Source organism: Bacillus proteolyticus (genome assembly GCF_001884065.1).
Lineage (GTDB): Bacteria > Bacillota > Bacilli > Bacillales > Bacillaceae_G > Bacillus_A > Bacillus_A proteolyticus.
Window position 1 is genome coordinate 1 of the sequence record NZ_MACH01000085.1, and the last position, 14,051, is coordinate 14,051.

At 33.4% G+C, this 14,051-nt stretch carries 13 protein-coding genes and 3 pseudogenes; 7 read left to right on the forward strand and 9 right to left on the reverse strand.

Annotated features, from left to right (window positions below; translation table 11 throughout):
* Positions 1-216 precede the first annotated feature (216 nt).
* Together BAQ49_RS33905 and BAQ49_RS13470 are read left to right on the forward strand one after the other, a co-directional pair.
* The gene (locus tag BAQ49_RS33905; protein ID WP_279626804.1) at positions 217-351 is read left to right on the forward strand and encodes a hypothetical protein; all 135 of its coding nucleotides are present in this window, start codon (positions 217-219) and stop codon (positions 349-351) included.
* A 423-nt stretch (positions 352-774) separates the two neighbouring features.
* Complete coding sequence (locus BAQ49_RS13470; RefSeq protein ID WP_071745734.1) at positions 775-1,299, forward strand: hypothetical protein; 525 nt, start codon at positions 775-777, stop codon at positions 1,297-1,299.
* 262 nt (positions 1,300-1,561) lie between these two features.
* On the opposite strand, the gene BAQ49_RS13475 is transcribed toward BAQ49_RS13470, so the two are convergent.
* Together BAQ49_RS13475 and BAQ49_RS13480 are read right to left on the reverse strand one after the other, a co-directional pair.
* A complete protein-coding gene (locus BAQ49_RS13475) occupies positions 1,562-2,713 on the reverse strand; it encodes a DUF3994 domain-containing protein (protein ID WP_084667425.1) in 1,152 nt (383 codons plus the stop codon).
* A gap of 475 nt (positions 2,714-3,188) precedes the next feature.
* Positions 3,189-3,542: a hypothetical protein gene (locus BAQ49_RS13480; protein ID WP_071745735.1), complete on the reverse strand. Its 354-nt coding sequence runs from the start codon at positions 3,540-3,542 to the stop codon at positions 3,189-3,191.
* Between the two features lie 178 nt (positions 3,543-3,720).
* Here BAQ49_RS13480 and BAQ49_RS34275 point away from each other — a divergent pair.
* Positions 3,721-3,789, forward strand: a pseudogene (locus BAQ49_RS34275) (DUF998 domain-containing protein); the annotation flags it as partial.
* Between the two features lie 204 nt (positions 3,790-3,993).
* On the forward strand, positions 3,994-5,754 hold the full coding sequence (locus tag BAQ49_RS13485) for a peptidoglycan D,D-transpeptidase FtsI family protein (RefSeq protein WP_071745736.1): 1,761 nt from the start codon (positions 3,994-3,996) through the stop codon (positions 5,752-5,754).
* Between the two features lie 11 nt (positions 5,755-5,765).
* Here the strand turns inward: BAQ49_RS13485 and BAQ49_RS13490 are convergent, their stop codons facing one another.
* From BAQ49_RS13490 to BAQ49_RS33910, 3 genes are read right to left on the reverse strand one after another with little or no spacing between them, the layout of a single operon-like run.
* Positions 5,766-6,596 carry an anti-sigma factor gene (locus BAQ49_RS13490; RefSeq protein ID WP_071745737.1) on the reverse strand — a complete coding sequence of 277 codons (831 nt, stop codon included), beginning with the start codon at positions 6,594-6,596 and terminating at the stop codon, positions 5,766-5,768.
* A complete protein-coding gene (locus BAQ49_RS13495) occupies positions 6,586-7,119 on the reverse strand; it encodes an RNA polymerase sigma factor (protein WP_071745738.1) in 534 nt (177 codons plus the stop codon). Before BAQ49_RS13495 ends, BAQ49_RS13490 begins: the two co-directional genes overlap by 11 nt.
* Positions 7,120-7,177: 58 nt before the next feature.
* Positions 7,178-7,309 carry a hypothetical protein gene (locus BAQ49_RS33910; protein WP_279626805.1) on the reverse strand — a complete coding sequence of 44 codons (132 nt, stop codon included), beginning with the start codon at positions 7,307-7,309 and terminating at the stop codon, positions 7,178-7,180.
* Between the two features lie 127 nt (positions 7,310-7,436).
* Between BAQ49_RS33910 and BAQ49_RS13500 the strand changes: the two genes are divergently transcribed.
* Complete coding sequence (locus BAQ49_RS13500; RefSeq protein WP_071745739.1) at positions 7,437-7,688, forward strand: hypothetical protein; 252 nt, start codon at positions 7,437-7,439, stop codon at positions 7,686-7,688.
* 306 nt (positions 7,689-7,994) lie between these two features.
* Here BAQ49_RS13500 and BAQ49_RS13505 read toward each other — a convergent pair.
* Positions 7,995-9,428 (reverse strand): annotated as a pseudogene (locus tag BAQ49_RS13505) (IS4 family transposase).
* A 271-nt stretch (positions 9,429-9,699) separates the two neighbouring features.
* On the opposite strand from BAQ49_RS13505, the gene BAQ49_RS13510 reads away from it, so the two are divergent.
* On the forward strand, positions 9,700-10,572 hold the full coding sequence (locus tag BAQ49_RS13510) for an aminoglycoside phosphotransferase family protein (protein ID WP_071745740.1): 873 nt from the start codon (positions 9,700-9,702) through the stop codon (positions 10,570-10,572).
* 288 nt (positions 10,573-10,860) lie between these two features.
* Here BAQ49_RS13510 and BAQ49_RS13515 read toward each other — a convergent pair whose 3' ends face one another.
* Positions 10,861-11,868, reverse strand: coding sequence for an ETX/MTX2 family pore-forming toxin (locus BAQ49_RS13515; RefSeq protein ID WP_071745741.1), 1,008 nt, complete (start codon positions 11,866-11,868; stop codon positions 10,861-10,863).
* Between the two features lie 589 nt (positions 11,869-12,457).
* Here BAQ49_RS13515 and BAQ49_RS13520 point away from each other — a divergent pair.
* On the forward strand, positions 12,458-12,964 hold the full coding sequence (locus BAQ49_RS13520) for a hypothetical protein (RefSeq protein WP_071745742.1): 507 nt from the start codon (positions 12,458-12,460) through the stop codon (positions 12,962-12,964).
* A gap of 277 nt (positions 12,965-13,241) precedes the next feature.
* Here the strand turns inward: BAQ49_RS13520 and BAQ49_RS13525 are convergent, their stop codons facing one another.
* Together BAQ49_RS13525 and BAQ49_RS13530 are read right to left on the reverse strand one after the other, a co-directional pair.
* Positions 13,242-13,697, reverse strand: a complete 456-nt coding sequence (locus BAQ49_RS13525) for a DUF6630 family protein (protein WP_071745743.1) — start codon at positions 13,695-13,697, stop codon at positions 13,242-13,244.
* A gap of 16 nt (positions 13,698-13,713) precedes the next feature.
* Positions 13,714-14,051, reverse strand: a pseudogene (locus BAQ49_RS13530) (hypothetical protein); the annotation flags it as partial.

Sequence of the window (14,051 nt, forward strand, 5' to 3'; positions counted from 1 at the left end):
ATTTCCTCCTCTGTTGTTGATGCTAAGATGTGATTTATCTTTATGCTTTTATTATAGTAAGCGCTTACATTTTTATCAATACATTCTTATATGCAATATTGCATATAGGGCGATATTATACATTTAGACAAAAATTAGACCCCAATTAGTCATTCTTTAATGGTACCATATCGAGGTGAGAGTCTTTAAGGGTTCTCCTTAATAGGAGGAAACGATATGGAAAGAATACAAGTGATTGATAGTAATCTGAAACTCAAGAGCTGGGTTAAACAGGTATTAGCTGTAGGCGGAATGTTAGGGTTCTGCTTCTTGGTGTTATATGCTTGGTGTTATATGTTTACAGTTTCTTAATTGTTATGTAAATATATATAACTATACTAGTGGAGTCTTACCTACAGAGGTAAGGCTCTTTTGTTGTATCTGATGTGAATTTTTTAGAGGTACTCCAAAATATTAGGTTGATGGGCATGTGGTGCTATTCCTATCCTTGAAAGTAAACTAATATACAGAAGTTTACTTTCAGGGAAATAAATAAAATAACAAATTGCCAGTAGCTGTGGATTTAAAATAAAGTTACGACGTTTATAAAAAAGACGCGATGTTTTAAATAAAGTCACGATGTTTATAAAAAAGTTGTGATATTTTGTCTCTTTCAATTTAGGAATTCAAAGTGACCGGAATTACTTATACTTTGTTTTTCTTAGTGAACCAACAACGCAGATTAGTTACACATCAATAATTAAAATATCAAAACTTTAGGAAGAAGGGGGGATTATGATGAATAAAGAAATTCAAGAATTGTTTGATGATCTCAATTTATTTGCCAGACAAATTGTAAATGTAAGATTGTCAAAATTATCATTTGATGTATATGAATTTAGAGATGAATATGCAATGCAAGTAGACTTAACATTCGCCAGAAAAGATCAATTTGATAATATTCAAGAGGCATTTTCTGCACTATTTAAAAAGGAATTGTTCGATGGAGAAGAATGGGATATTAGTGATGAGCCAGACCCTTCAGACGAACAATGGCTAACGGCACTAAAAGATGGTTGGATTAATACATACTATTCAAGAGTATGTATTAGCATAGAGTCAGTAAACAAAGATGACTTTATAAGTAGATTTAAAAGGGATTTAGCTGATGTGAATGCACCAGAACAAGTTATTAAAGAACTCTTAATTAGATTAAGTCATATTGAAACAATACAAGTACAAAAGGGGTATGTTTATGATTGTATATTCGGACAATCTGATAGCTATTATTTTTTGTATGAATGGGGAATATATGATTAAAATCATTATAACGACTAAGATTGTGACGAAACGTACTTAAAGTAACGGGGGCGTTGGTGAAATAACGGATAACAAAACAATCAAACTTTTTTATAAAATTTTTATACTAATTAGCAAAAAAGGACTCCATTTTAACCAATCTTTTTTCAAAATGGAGTCTTTGGGTTTCGCGTAAAATCAAGGTGCATACAATATTTCTAATCAAACGTTAATTCAAACTTACATCTGTAAAAATCATTTTACAGAGTTTTTTGCTAATTATTTATTGTTTTACATAACAAATTGTTACTTGTTCGTCTATGTGGAATAGTTGTAATGTTTTGCCATCGTAGTTTTCAATTTTATAAGATGTATAAACAGGATTCGGTATCTTCGTCTCTTGACCGTCTTTCTTTACTTTATCCATTACTAGTGTTAACTGCTTTGAAGCAAGGTCTACAGTATATGTTCCTGTTAAAATGTTATCTTCACTTGGATAAGAACCATTTACATATGTAACAAATGTCTTATCTCCTTTTAGTACTAAAGTAGTTTTTACCCCTTGTCCTAAATCAATAGCCCAGTTACCGATAACCTCAGTACCGTCTTTGAGGTTATTTTGTACATTCTTATATTTACTTGAACTTGAGTCTGGTGTGTCAATTTGTCCTTTGAATATTCCAGTTGTAGCTTGGTTATCATATGTCTTAGCTTGATTATTACTAGCTAGTTTTGGTTCATCAGTACTACTTGAAGAATTGCTTGTTGAAGAAGTATCTGTACCACCTTTTGCTTCTCCTTTTAACTTATTGAAGATAGGAGTCCAAATACGTTTTGCTTCATCTAATTTGTTGTTTGCTTTATCTACGATTACATCATCAGTATCTTTAGGCGTTTTTGAGTAGTCAAATAACTGTTCTATTTCCTTGAAAGTCTCTCTTAACTTTTGAACAGCTTTTACTATTTCTTTGTGGTCTTCCTTATATTTACCAGGTGCATCTATACGTTCTAGTTTATCAAATACTTTATCTAAGTCTTTAATACTATCTCTTACCTCAGCATTTGATTTACTACCTTTTCTCCAATCTCTTACAGAAGCATCATAATAATCTAATCGTCTTAATAAATCTTGTTCAATGTCTACCATAAGTTGTGGATAATCCTCAGGTAAAACCATAATCATCTTAACATCTTTACTTTCTTCTTTCGAGTTAGTTGATTTTTCCTTTGTTTCAGATGATTTACTTTCTGACTTAGCCGAACTTGTTCCTTCTGTCTTAGTTTCCTTACTTTCTTGTTTACTAGATTCAGCATTTGTTTTTTCTTTGTCTCCAAATAAACTAGTTACACTACAAGCTGACATAGAAACTACTAATCCAGATGCTAGTAAAATTTTACCTGTACTTTTTTTAAAATTCTTCATATGATTTTCCAATTCTCCCTCTCAAAACATAAAAAAGATGCGCTTTAGCCCCTTTAAAACTAAAAAACATACCACTTCTATATTTATCCTAAAATACCTTTCTATGTATAACATTTTACAAGTAATTACAGATGTGGTCAAAATTTATTCTAAATTAACGATGTTCATAAAAAAGATGCGATGCCTTATTCCTTCAAGTAAAAGATTCTAAGTGAATTTTGATTAAACTTTTTTATAAAAATCTCATACTTAGTTAAAAAGAGTAAATCCATTTTGATCAATCTTTTTTTCAAAATGGAGTTTTTGTTGTTGCTGTTAAATAAAGGTTTGTAACTTCATTTTTATCAAACTTTATTCCAAAGCAACAGTAAATTTAGCTGCAGAGGATATTCATCTAAATTTTACATAACATAACGTAACATTATTGATAGCAAGAAAAAAGCGGATCCCTCCTCTAAAAAGGCACCCACTTATTCGTTATGTGCTTCTATACTTGTTTTGTTTTCTTTGCTCTTGTAAACTTCCAAAAAGCTAAAAGTAGTAGGAGAAGCGGTATTCCCTGAATGAAGAGAAATCCTCCTAAAAAATAAAGTACATGACTAACTAGAGGAGGTGCTGTTGTCGAATCGCCCGCAACATAAGCTCCATAATTAGCCACCACACCTGCATAATCAGCTATCCCGCCTATAAAGAAAGCCGCTGGACTTATGAGTAGATTTATCCCTAAACAGACCATTATCAATGATAGGTTTTTAGCCTTTATTTTTGATGAACTAGACAAGAAAAATAAGAATATTGCAGTGCTGAATATAAGAAACAGTGGTAGATAATAAATCCACATAATATCCCTCCATGACTTTAATTGTACCATCAGTAAGGGTGATTTTGCGAAATTTTGGATGAATAGGATATTCATGTCAGGTTAACATAATGACTCATTATCAGTAGTCAATAATGAATAAAATTTTCGTTATGGGGAGATTTTGATTCTTTAGGTTGATAGCGATGTGGCGGTACCCCTACAAAGACTTTTTTATTTAGTTCTTTTTGTTTGGGGAACTGTATCAACCTACAAATTAATTAAATAAAGAATTTCTGTACAAAACATGAAATTGTGTCTAAACGTACAATTTTCTTTTTTTGATATGGTGACCCCTAGTAACTTTTCATACTGATTATTCCTTTCTTCATGCTGTAATACTTAATAGACAACCTAAGTAATAAAATTATTCCACATTTACAAAAAAAATAATTAACTATAAGATGAAATAGGCTACATAAGGGAGGGTTATATGTTACATACAAAAAAATGGAGATTTTTAGCGGTTCTTTCTATTGTAGGTTTGATTTTACTAATTTTATTAAAAATCAACTTCATTTCAATTATTATCGCAACTTCTTCAGCTGAAAGAGGAAAAATTTTTGATCAAAACGGTGTAATACTAGCTACAAATAAGAAAGTTAAGTCTCTATATTGCACTTCTAATGATGAAGAGCTATCGAATCAAGATATATCAAACACATTAGCTTTTTTCAATCAATTTTCAAGCGAGTTTCAACATGACATTTCTGAAGAGGACATGAAATCACAATTACAACAATCTTGTAAAAAGCAGACTATGAATGATATACCGTTATACTCTGACATAAATGAGAGTGAACTTACATTCATAAACAAGAACAAACCCAATAATGTAATAATCAAAGATGAATGGATTCGATATTATCCAAAGCACGAAATTGCTTCACAAGTAATTGGGTATGTAGAAAATGACCTTCATTCTAAGTATGTACCTGTTGGTAAAAGTGGGATTGAGCTTCAATATGAAAATGATTTAAAAGGAAAACCAGAAAAAACTCTGATTTTTAAAATGAATAATAAAAAGTTCTTATGGAACATTCAAAAAGTACAAAAAGGAAAAGATGTCCGGCTAGCTTTAGACTCGAAATTGCAGCAAAAAACAGAGGAAGCATTAAGATCTCAACTTAAGAAAATACCTGATGCTAATGCTGGCTATGCTGTAGTGACCGATGTAAAAACTGGTGCAATTTTAACTATGGCCAACTCAGCAGTTTTTGATCCAAATACATTACATACACATGTATCATCTAAAAAAGAAAACATCAAATCATTGTCGCAAAATAAAGCAATTCAAAAATTAAAGTATGGTGATTCTTATGTAAATATGGCCTCTACTATAAAGCCCCTTATTATTTTAATTGGATTAAACGAAAAGCTTTTTCAACCTGAAGATACTTATTTAGATAAAGGTACTTTTCAGTATGATAATCAAAATAACATTACGAATGCACCTGGAACGCCAACAGGTGAGATCACACCGAGTCAGGCTATCATTAATTCATCTAACACATTTATGACAGCAAAAGTAGCGCTACCCTTATTCAACCAAAATAATGGGAATATAGAAAGAGTAGCACATATATGGACAGATTATTTAATGCAATTCGGCCTTCGTTCTAAAACTGGGATCGATTTACCCTTTGAAGAAGACGGAAAATATGAATTTCATCCATCTAATAAGTTTGAAAATGGAATCTCCGCTTTATTAAATGCTTCTTGGGGAGGAAATGAAGTGCACACTCCTCTTCAGCTTGCACAATATGCAGCAACTTTGGCAAGTAAAGGTGATAAATATAAACCTCAAATCGTAAGTGCCATTATTGATCATGACGGTAATGATTCAAAAAAGTTTAAACCAATCTTAGAAAGTTCTAATCGATATCCGATGAAATTTTGGAGCGTCGTGCAAGGTGGGATGAGTCACAATATAGAGGAGATTAAAAACTTGCCCTTTGATGTCGCAGGTAAAACGGGTATAACAGGTTCACCGAATGAGCAAGAAAGAGTGATAAATCATTCTCTTTTCATTGCATATGCTCCTGCCAAAGATCCACAAATCGCCATTTCTGTTGTTATTCCTGGTGGTAATTCAGAAAAGAATAGTGCCGCTCTTGTTACAGCAAAAATTTTAGATTCCTGGGATACTCTTCAAAAAGAGAATAAAAATAAAGAGGAAGGTTCATTAAAGTGAACCTTCCTCTTTTACCATATAGATTCTATATTCGTTATTTTCCATATACCTTCATGATTCTTTTCGAACATGAAAGAATATTTAATATCAGTTAAAACATACTTTTTTTGTACATATCCAGTAGTATCACCGTTAATAGTCGATATTTTTATATATCCATCATTTTGCAATTTTTCCGGGATCCAAGCTTTTACCATATCATTAGATACTTCATACAAAACTTGTGATTCTAGTTTTGGTTCAGCTAAAATTTTCGTTTTGTTTCCAGTAACAGTTGCATATATAAAGTGTTCTTGATTTGATTGATTACTTTCTGTCGATCCACTTGGCACTTTGTAAACTTTCTTCGTATCATTCACAAATTCTCCCCCCATTGTAAGGGCGACTTGCAACTCATGAAAAATATCATCATCAAGCTGTAATTCATCCTTCTTATACATAATCCCTTTAAATAGAACTTCATCATTTAACGCTCTATAAAGGTCATTTTCATTTTTTGAATTTGTACTTCGATATAAATCATTCATAAATTGTTTTAGTGAGGGATCTTGATCAGACTCATCTTTTGTTTTCGACTTAATTTGAGTACTACTTTGTACCGGTGATTTATTATCATCAAACCAAGGTTGCTGAACAATAAAAAATAACATTGTACAAACCAAAACAACTACAATAGGCAATACTTTTTTACGAAATGGTCTCTTAAATGTTGCAGAATCTACTTCACTATTTTGGTCTATCGATTGCTTTATTTTATAAATAAATTCTTCTTCATCTTTACGATTCTCCATTGGACCGTTTTTTAATTTGCTATACCAATCAGGATTTTTTTTACTGTTCATCACTTCTATCCTCCCCTATTAGTTTTGAAACCTTACTTCTCGCTCGGCTTAATCTAGATTTGACTGTTCCAATTGATACATCTAATGTTTCAGCCATTTCTTCATAAGATAATTCATATTTCGCGTCCAATATAATTATTTCACGATGTTTTTTAGGTAATTTTAATACAACATCCCACACTTCATTCATTTCCTCTTGATTAAAAAATTCTCGTTCTGCCGATGGAGATTGCTTATCGTCACTAAAAAATCCCACTAAAGATATCCTTTTAAAATAAGAGGATTTCAAATAGTTTATTGCCGTATTTCTTGTAATTTTTAATATCCACGTTTTAATAGATGACTCCTTTCGAAACGAATGCCAATGTTTAAAAACCTTTATAAAGACATCTTGTGTGATGTCATCTGATAAGTGTGGATCTTTCGTAATAATAAATGAATAATTCCATACATCTTGCCAATAGTCTTTTATAACATAGTCAAGCTCATCATGATTACATTTTTTAATAAACTTCTGTTCCATTTCCACACCTCAAATTTATTTGAATAAACATAAAACTGCCCTCACTTTTAATATGGTTTCAATATATAGACATGATACAAGTCTCATTTGTTCCATAGTTCTTTTTTCTATATAACTGCTCTTTCTGTATTTGAATACGTTGTCGTTCTTCTTCCTCTTTCTTTATTTTTTCTTGACGGTTACAATACATTTCAAAATATAAATCAGCTTCCGTATCTTCTTTAGAGCCGTCACTTCGGCGATGGCTTTTTGTTCATTTGAATAAAAGGATAATCATGTTTTCTGTTGAATGAATAGATTGGGAAGGTGGAGAAATTATGCAATATAGTGAGATGTTGAAAGAATTAGCGGTAGGGGGAATATATACCGAAAAACAAATTTCTAATTTGTTATGCAATAATAGAAAAGATTTAACTATTTTATGCGACTTTGTAACAAAGTTCGGTGAATCTGAAACTGAAAGATTTAAAGTGATGGGTAAATACGAAATATATGTTCATAATAATCAAGGTTACTCTTATCATGCACCATCAAAAAAGACATTAGTTTATATTATAGAAAAGATTTAAAAGCATCCAAAACGGGTGCTTTTTCTTTGTTATATAAAATTTATATAATAAACATGAAATTTAACAAACTGGACAATTGAATCCCGTACCTCATACATTGATTCATGGCCAAAATGTTTTAAACAAACGTTTGTTTAATTTTCCCACAATTGATTTCTTTATTAGGGGTCACCATACATGCCCATCAAGCTAAGGTTGGGTCTCCCATGAACTTCCGTTCTTGTTGCCTATATGCTTGATAATTTGTTTATTTGTTTTTAAAAATGCACATACCAAATAAACCTTGATACGGTGTATTTTTAAAGATTATGCAGTTTTCTGCTTTAGATTGGATACAGTAAACTGATAAACGACACCTAAAATATCAAAGACTGTCTTTTTCTCATATCGATGGGATTTCCGTCCGTTTTTCTGTAAGAGGTCAAACAGACGAAGGAAAATTTTTGATACTTCTTGGGTGTCTTTTTGTATAGCTTCATATACTAGGTACATATGATCTTGAATCATATAAATTGCTTTATATTCACTTAATTCTTTTTGTTTTTTCTGTAGTAACAGCTGTCGCATTTTGAACATAGTTGAAGAACAAAGAAAAATAGCAATTAACTGTCCATAAAGATGACATTCTAGACGCTCTCGCTTAATATTGTAACAATGATTGATACCAAAAAGAGATTTCCATGTTTTAAATACAATCTCTATTTGTCAACGTAGTGAGTAGATATCATGAACCTGTTCCATCGGAACAACTTCCCATGGGATATTGGTAATATAAACATTGATTTCTGTTAAACGTTTACTCTTTTCAGAGTATGTAACTCCTTTTTTCTTTTCAACATAAGTTTGTTGTTTCCTACGTTTATGAATTTGAGTTGGTGTGAGTCTATATATTACAACTCGTGAGGGTAATTTTTGTTGTCCAATATAGGCATTCTGAATTTCATAAGTATCTCCTGGTTTTATCTGATTCATAATATCTTCAAGGTTAAGCAAAGCATATAAAGATTGCTTTTTTACTGTCCCATTCCGAAAGAATTCTGGAGATTCATTTTTTACATATACTCTATTATTTAATTTTAACCGTGAAACATAGAATACTCCCCGTTGATCCATCTGATCTAAATCTTTTAGAGAAAAGTATCCTAAATCTCGAATACATAAATCTCCTGGGCGTAAGGTATCCAAACACTCTGTGCCAAAGGTTTTATCATTGTTTTTACCTGGTTCCATTTGAAAATTGAGGAATTTTCCACTATGTAAATCATACTCTAGCTGAATTTTAATACCAGCTGTTTGTGCACATCCTCCTGAACCAGGGTAAATAGGGGCCAAATGATTGGGTACTTGAAAAATAGTAGCATCTAAAATACGTATACGTTGAAAATAAGAGGTGTATTGGTTTGAGATTTGAGACGAATCGTTTAGTTTGCTTTTGATTAAAAGGGAAAATACACGCTGTAGAAATAAAACGGCGCATCGGTTGAAACGTTGATTAAGTCCTTCTGGACTCATAAGTGTAGCTGTATTCGCATAAAGCTGACTACATAATCGAGTGAGAGAATCGCTTGCTACCTGTTGACTAATCCAGATACATAAAGCAGCCAAATCTCGTGCGCCATACTTACTTTTACGTTTTACAAAACCTGTCTCTTGTGCAAGTTGTTGAAGAATATGTGGAGATAGATATCGCTGTAGTTCTTTAGCGAACAAATGAAACTCATCTTGAATCGAAAGACCCATAAAAAACGCCACCCTTTCTGTATATTTCTACAAAAAGAATAACGCTTTCTATGAATTATGGGTATAAATTCATCTTAGATTGATAGTAATGTAACGTGACCCCTATAGGAGTTGTGTTACAATTGAATAAATTAAGAGAAGTTAATTTTTTAAGGTGTGACTGCATTTTATAATGAAAAAGTGTGGCTTTTTGACTTTTGGTGTACGGAGCATTATTATAATTTTCCACCAATAAAAGTTTATGTCAGAGCTACCAAGGAGAGATCATACGATGTCCGAGAAGATGCATGCTGACGAATTGGAAATTGAAGAGCGACTTGTGCGTCGTTTGCTTGTCGATCAGTTCCCCCGCTGGGCAGAGTTGCCTCTTCGTAAGGTAGAGCCAGTTGGAACGGTAAATGCCGTTTTCCGACTTGGCGACGAATATTCCATTCGGCTAGCGAGAAGGGAAGGACCGACGACACCAGGAGGACGCGAGTTCTTATGGCTACCAAAACTCGCGCCATTAGTTCCGCTTGAAATCCCTGTACCTATCGCTCAGGGGCGCCCCAATAACGAATACTCATGGTTTTGGGAGATACATTCGTGGTTGAGGGGTGAAACGGTGCCGATAGAGGCGATTGACGAGATTCAGGCAGCACGCGATCTCGCAGGGTTTGTCCTAGCACTGCAACAAGTCGATCCAACGGGAGGGCCGTTAGGACGCGGCATTCCTTTGGCCCAACGGGACAAGGACTTCCGATATTGGCTAGCACGATTTAATGGCGATCCCGCGGTGTCTGCTGTATGGGAGTCGGCTCTTTCTGCGCCTCCATGGAACGGTCCTCCTGTTTGGCATCACGGCGATCTAGATGTACGTAACTGGCTCGTACGTGATAAGCGTATCAGCGGTGTGATTGATTGGGAGACAATGGGCGTAGGTGACCCTGCGTGTGATGTAATGGTCGCGTGGAAGTTGCACTCGCCAGAGGCGCGCGATGTGTTCCTTGATGCTATCCGTACGGACGATGCTACATTGGCAAGGGCCCGCGGATGGGTCGTATCACAGGCAGTTGCAATCCTTGCCTACTACACGCCGCAAAACAATCCAATTTTGTACAATGAGGCGAAATCCTGGCTAGACCTAGTGCTAGTTCAAAAGTAATTCAGTGATTTTAAGAGTGAAACATATCTCAGTTATTCATATTCAACGGGCTTATTCAGAAAGCGAGAGAACCATAAAAAACGTTATCCTTTCAAGTATTTTACTGAAAGAATAACGTTTTTTCATTTTGGGGGAAATTCGTCTCCTTAACTTGATGGGCATGTATGGTGACCCCTAATAAGTAAAATCATAAAGCCTGTATTACGTGCATTATCTAAAAGTCGATAATGGACCAAAGCATAAAAAAGAGCCCTTCTCACTCGAGAGGGCTTTTAGTTTTAAAGTATTTTAGTTTTCTTTTTTAACTTCTGGTTGTACTGTATAAGTGTGACCTTCGTTAGTAACAGTGTAATCTTCATTAGTAGATGCATCCGTACCGCTAGATGTAACAGCAAGTGCTCTAGGTTTCATTTCAACAGGTTTTACAGTTACAGAGAACTGTGTTCCATATTCAGCTGAGTATTTACCTTTTCCTTTTAAAGTAACTTTATCAGTTAAACCATCTTCATACTTATAGACAGGCCTTACATTCAAAGCATCGGTTCTGCTAGTGCTATATCTAAAAGCATCATACCATAAATCCTGAAGATTATTATTTCTCATTCGAGAACCATCTTCATAATTAACTTTTCCTGTTATAGTAGAGGTAAGGTCTACATTTCCATTTATTTTAACAGTATTTAAAATTACGGAAACCTCTACAGCTGAATGTGCAGGAACTACAATATTTTGCGGGCTAGCGGTATAAGTATAACTCTCGGTCTTTGTATTTTCATTTGTATTTGAGAAATTATATTCAGTAGATATTTCAACACTTCCCTCTCCAATACCCGGAATACCAAACGATGCACCAGCAGTTACTCCTAAGTTAAATCCATGTGTAGTGGAACTAGAAATAGAATGCTCAATTGTCTTTGAGAATTCATTTGTAGTAAAGGTTTGATCATGATCTGAATCATTTTTGAAAATTGTCTTCCCTACGAATAGAGTTTTTGCATTAGTAATAGGAGAACCATCTTCTTCTACAGACATTTTTACAACCTTATTAAGAACAAACTGTGGGTTTTTAAAGTTCTTATATCGTGCATCACCATTTTGAAGCATGCTAAACATCTTTTTGAAGGGCTCATCCCAATTTTCTATATAAGGTTTTTCTTCTCCCACTGCGATATTTTGGATAGGGTTAATTTGAGCTGCACTTGCTGAACTTGGAGATGCGAATGCAAATGAAGTACCAATAGCTCCAATCATAGCAAGTGATAAAATTTGTTTAGTCTTCTTATTGTTTTTTAACATATTACTAACTCCTCTTTTGAGATTATAAAACTCTTATTTTTTTTGTATTTGTAATAAATGAATTACTATCATTCTATAAACTAAGTAAATTTTACTTAAAGTCTTATAATTCATGTTGACAAGTTCATCTTAATATATATATCTTTCAAAATACTTGCAAAAGTATTACAAAAGTCTTGCAAAAGTCTTGCAAAAGTCTATTTTATTTTTTTTATATGGTGACCCCTGTTAGAAAAACAAAACAAAGATTGATCCGCCCTCCAAACAGGAGGGGTTTGCAATAACTTCCAATAACGAGAATTATGTAAATGAGCTGTCCATATGGGTAGCTTATTTTATTTTTTGCTTAGCGTGTTTTTTTCCAAAATGCTGGCGGTACCCCATTGCTATCCAGCTAGTAATTTCAAGTATCCCAAAAACGGAAATTTTAATATTTTACAGTAATTTATGAGTGCTAACTTTGATAAATTTAAGACTGAATATTTTTAATAATAAAACTAATATTTCTATAAATTCTAAATATTTTCTTTTTTGTAAAAAATGATACATTTGAGGTATGAGTTACAAAACTATTAAAGGGGGATTTTTTATGTTCAAGAAATTAGTAGTCGGAGCATTAGCAACAGGTATTGCATTAACTGGGGGGATTGGTGCAGCATCTGCTGATACAGTAAAACCTATTTCAGATAGAATTGAAAGTATAGTTGAAAATACAAATGAAGTCGAAAGACCATTTGTACCAAGTCTTTCTGATAAAAATAATCTTATTGGAGAAAAAGCAGCTGCAGCATTTGATTGGGGATATTCCGGTAGTTATAATTTTTCTACATCAATTCAAGTGAAAAAAACTGTATCTGTAGCAGACAACGGAACTATTGGAGTAGCTATTCAAAATAATAAAAATTTTAATTTTAAAGTTGTAGTAAAAAGTTTATCATCAGGAAACACCGTAACCCATAATGTAACAGGAGGGCCAATGAGTGGTGGTAATTATGTTTATAATTACTTTGGTCCTATGAAAGCAGGAAACTATGTTGTAACTCTAGTAAATTCAGATGGTTTATGGCACCAAGGCACTGTTTGGCTTGGATGGTAAGTACTTGAATTTATTTATTTTTGAACAGACTTTTCAAAAAAGAAAAGTCTGTTCTTTTTAATTCTGCACGTCCCTTTGTTTTGGAGATGCTGATTTAGAGGACCCACCACATCACTATCAAGTTAAGAAATACAAATACCTTCAAAACGAGAAAATTGACATCTTCATGTGAAAATGTACAATTTTTTTTTTTTGGTGTTATAAAACTCTTAAGTTGATGGGCATGTGGCGATACCCCAAATTGCAATTGCCTTGAGGTTTTTGCACCAAAACCGGTCTATCTATAATACTTGATACACCTTTCTTGAAAAGGGATTCTATCATCAAGCAGCACTTCTTCTTGCAGCAATTTTGTTATAGTCTCTATTTTTACAATGAATAGTGCGAAGAAGTCGCCCGAGTTTGGATATGTAAATAGTCCATACCCCTTTGGTGACAGTATTTTGTTGGCCTCCTTAATCTTTTCAGGTAAAAATTCATAATTAAATGCTTCTAATTTCTCGAGTTCTTCTTGTGTTGCTAATTCAATTTGGTGGGCAAATTCGTAATCAAGAATAAAATTGACAATTTCTTGGTATTGCTCACCTTTATAGTCAACGTATAAAAACTGTTTCGTCGTCAATCCATATTTTAATAGGTCTTCATGTAAGTCATAACTTCCTTGTTCCTTCAAAAACGTTTCCAAATCCTTGCTATCAGGAAATATAATCTGCGCTATCCCTTGATCAGGCATATTAGCTTCCTCCCTTTTATTGAAATAATTCTCCATGCTTGTTAGGAATATATTCCGGGTAGTTTTTACGATAAAATTGATCGATCATCTGAAGCATGGGGTCCCATTCTTGGTATTGCTCACGTTCTCCAAATACCAATTTCGCTTCTGGAGTATTCATCAGAAAATTATCGAATTGAGTAGGTACTGGCAACCCTAGTTGTTTCCTTACATGGATCAAGAATAAGATTTCATAAGGATAAAATCCGAATCCGAAATCACAAAATTCTTCACCTAGCTGTCCGATTTCAGAAGCTAATGCAGAATGATACTGAGACATGATCGAAATTAGATGTTCTATTTCTTCTAAATCAC

Coding starts and splice junctions, on each gene's coding strand:
- BAQ49_RS13510 (WP_071745740.1), top strand. CDS start 9,700: ATGTCCGAGAAGATGCATGCTGACGAATTGGAAATTGAAGAGCGACTT.
- BAQ49_RS33905 (WP_279626804.1), top strand. CDS start 217: ATGGAAAGAATACAAGTGATTGATAGTAATCTGAAACTCAAGAGCTGG.
- BAQ49_RS33910 (WP_279626805.1), bottom strand. CDS start 7,309: ATGTATTGTAACCGTCAAGAAAAAATAAAGAAAGAGGAAGAAGAACGA.
- BAQ49_RS13520 (WP_071745742.1), top strand. CDS start 12,458: ATGTTCAAGAAATTAGTAGTCGGAGCATTAGCAACAGGTATTGCATTA.
- BAQ49_RS13485 (WP_071745736.1), top strand. CDS start 3,994: ATGTTACATACAAAAAAATGGAGATTTTTAGCGGTTCTTTCTATTGTA.
- BAQ49_RS13490 (WP_071745737.1), bottom strand. CDS start 6,596: ATGAACAGTAAAAAAAATCCTGATTGGTATAGCAAATTAAAAAACGGT.
- BAQ49_RS13480 (WP_071745735.1), bottom strand. CDS start 3,542: ATGTGGATTTATTATCTACCACTGTTTCTTATATTCAGCACTGCAATA.
- BAQ49_RS13470 (WP_071745734.1), top strand. CDS start 775: ATGATGAATAAAGAAATTCAAGAATTGTTTGATGATCTCAATTTATTT.
- BAQ49_RS13495 (WP_071745738.1), bottom strand. CDS start 7,119: ATGGAACAGAAGTTTATTAAAAAATGTAATCATGATGAGCTTGACTAT.
- BAQ49_RS13500 (WP_071745739.1), top strand. CDS start 7,437: ATGCAATATAGTGAGATGTTGAAAGAATTAGCGGTAGGGGGAATATAT.
- BAQ49_RS13515 (WP_071745741.1), bottom strand. CDS start 11,868: ATGTTAAAAAACAATAAGAAGACTAAACAAATTTTATCACTTGCTATG.
- BAQ49_RS13525 (WP_071745743.1), bottom strand. CDS start 13,697: ATGCCTGATCAAGGGATAGCGCAGATTATATTTCCTGATAGCAAGGAT.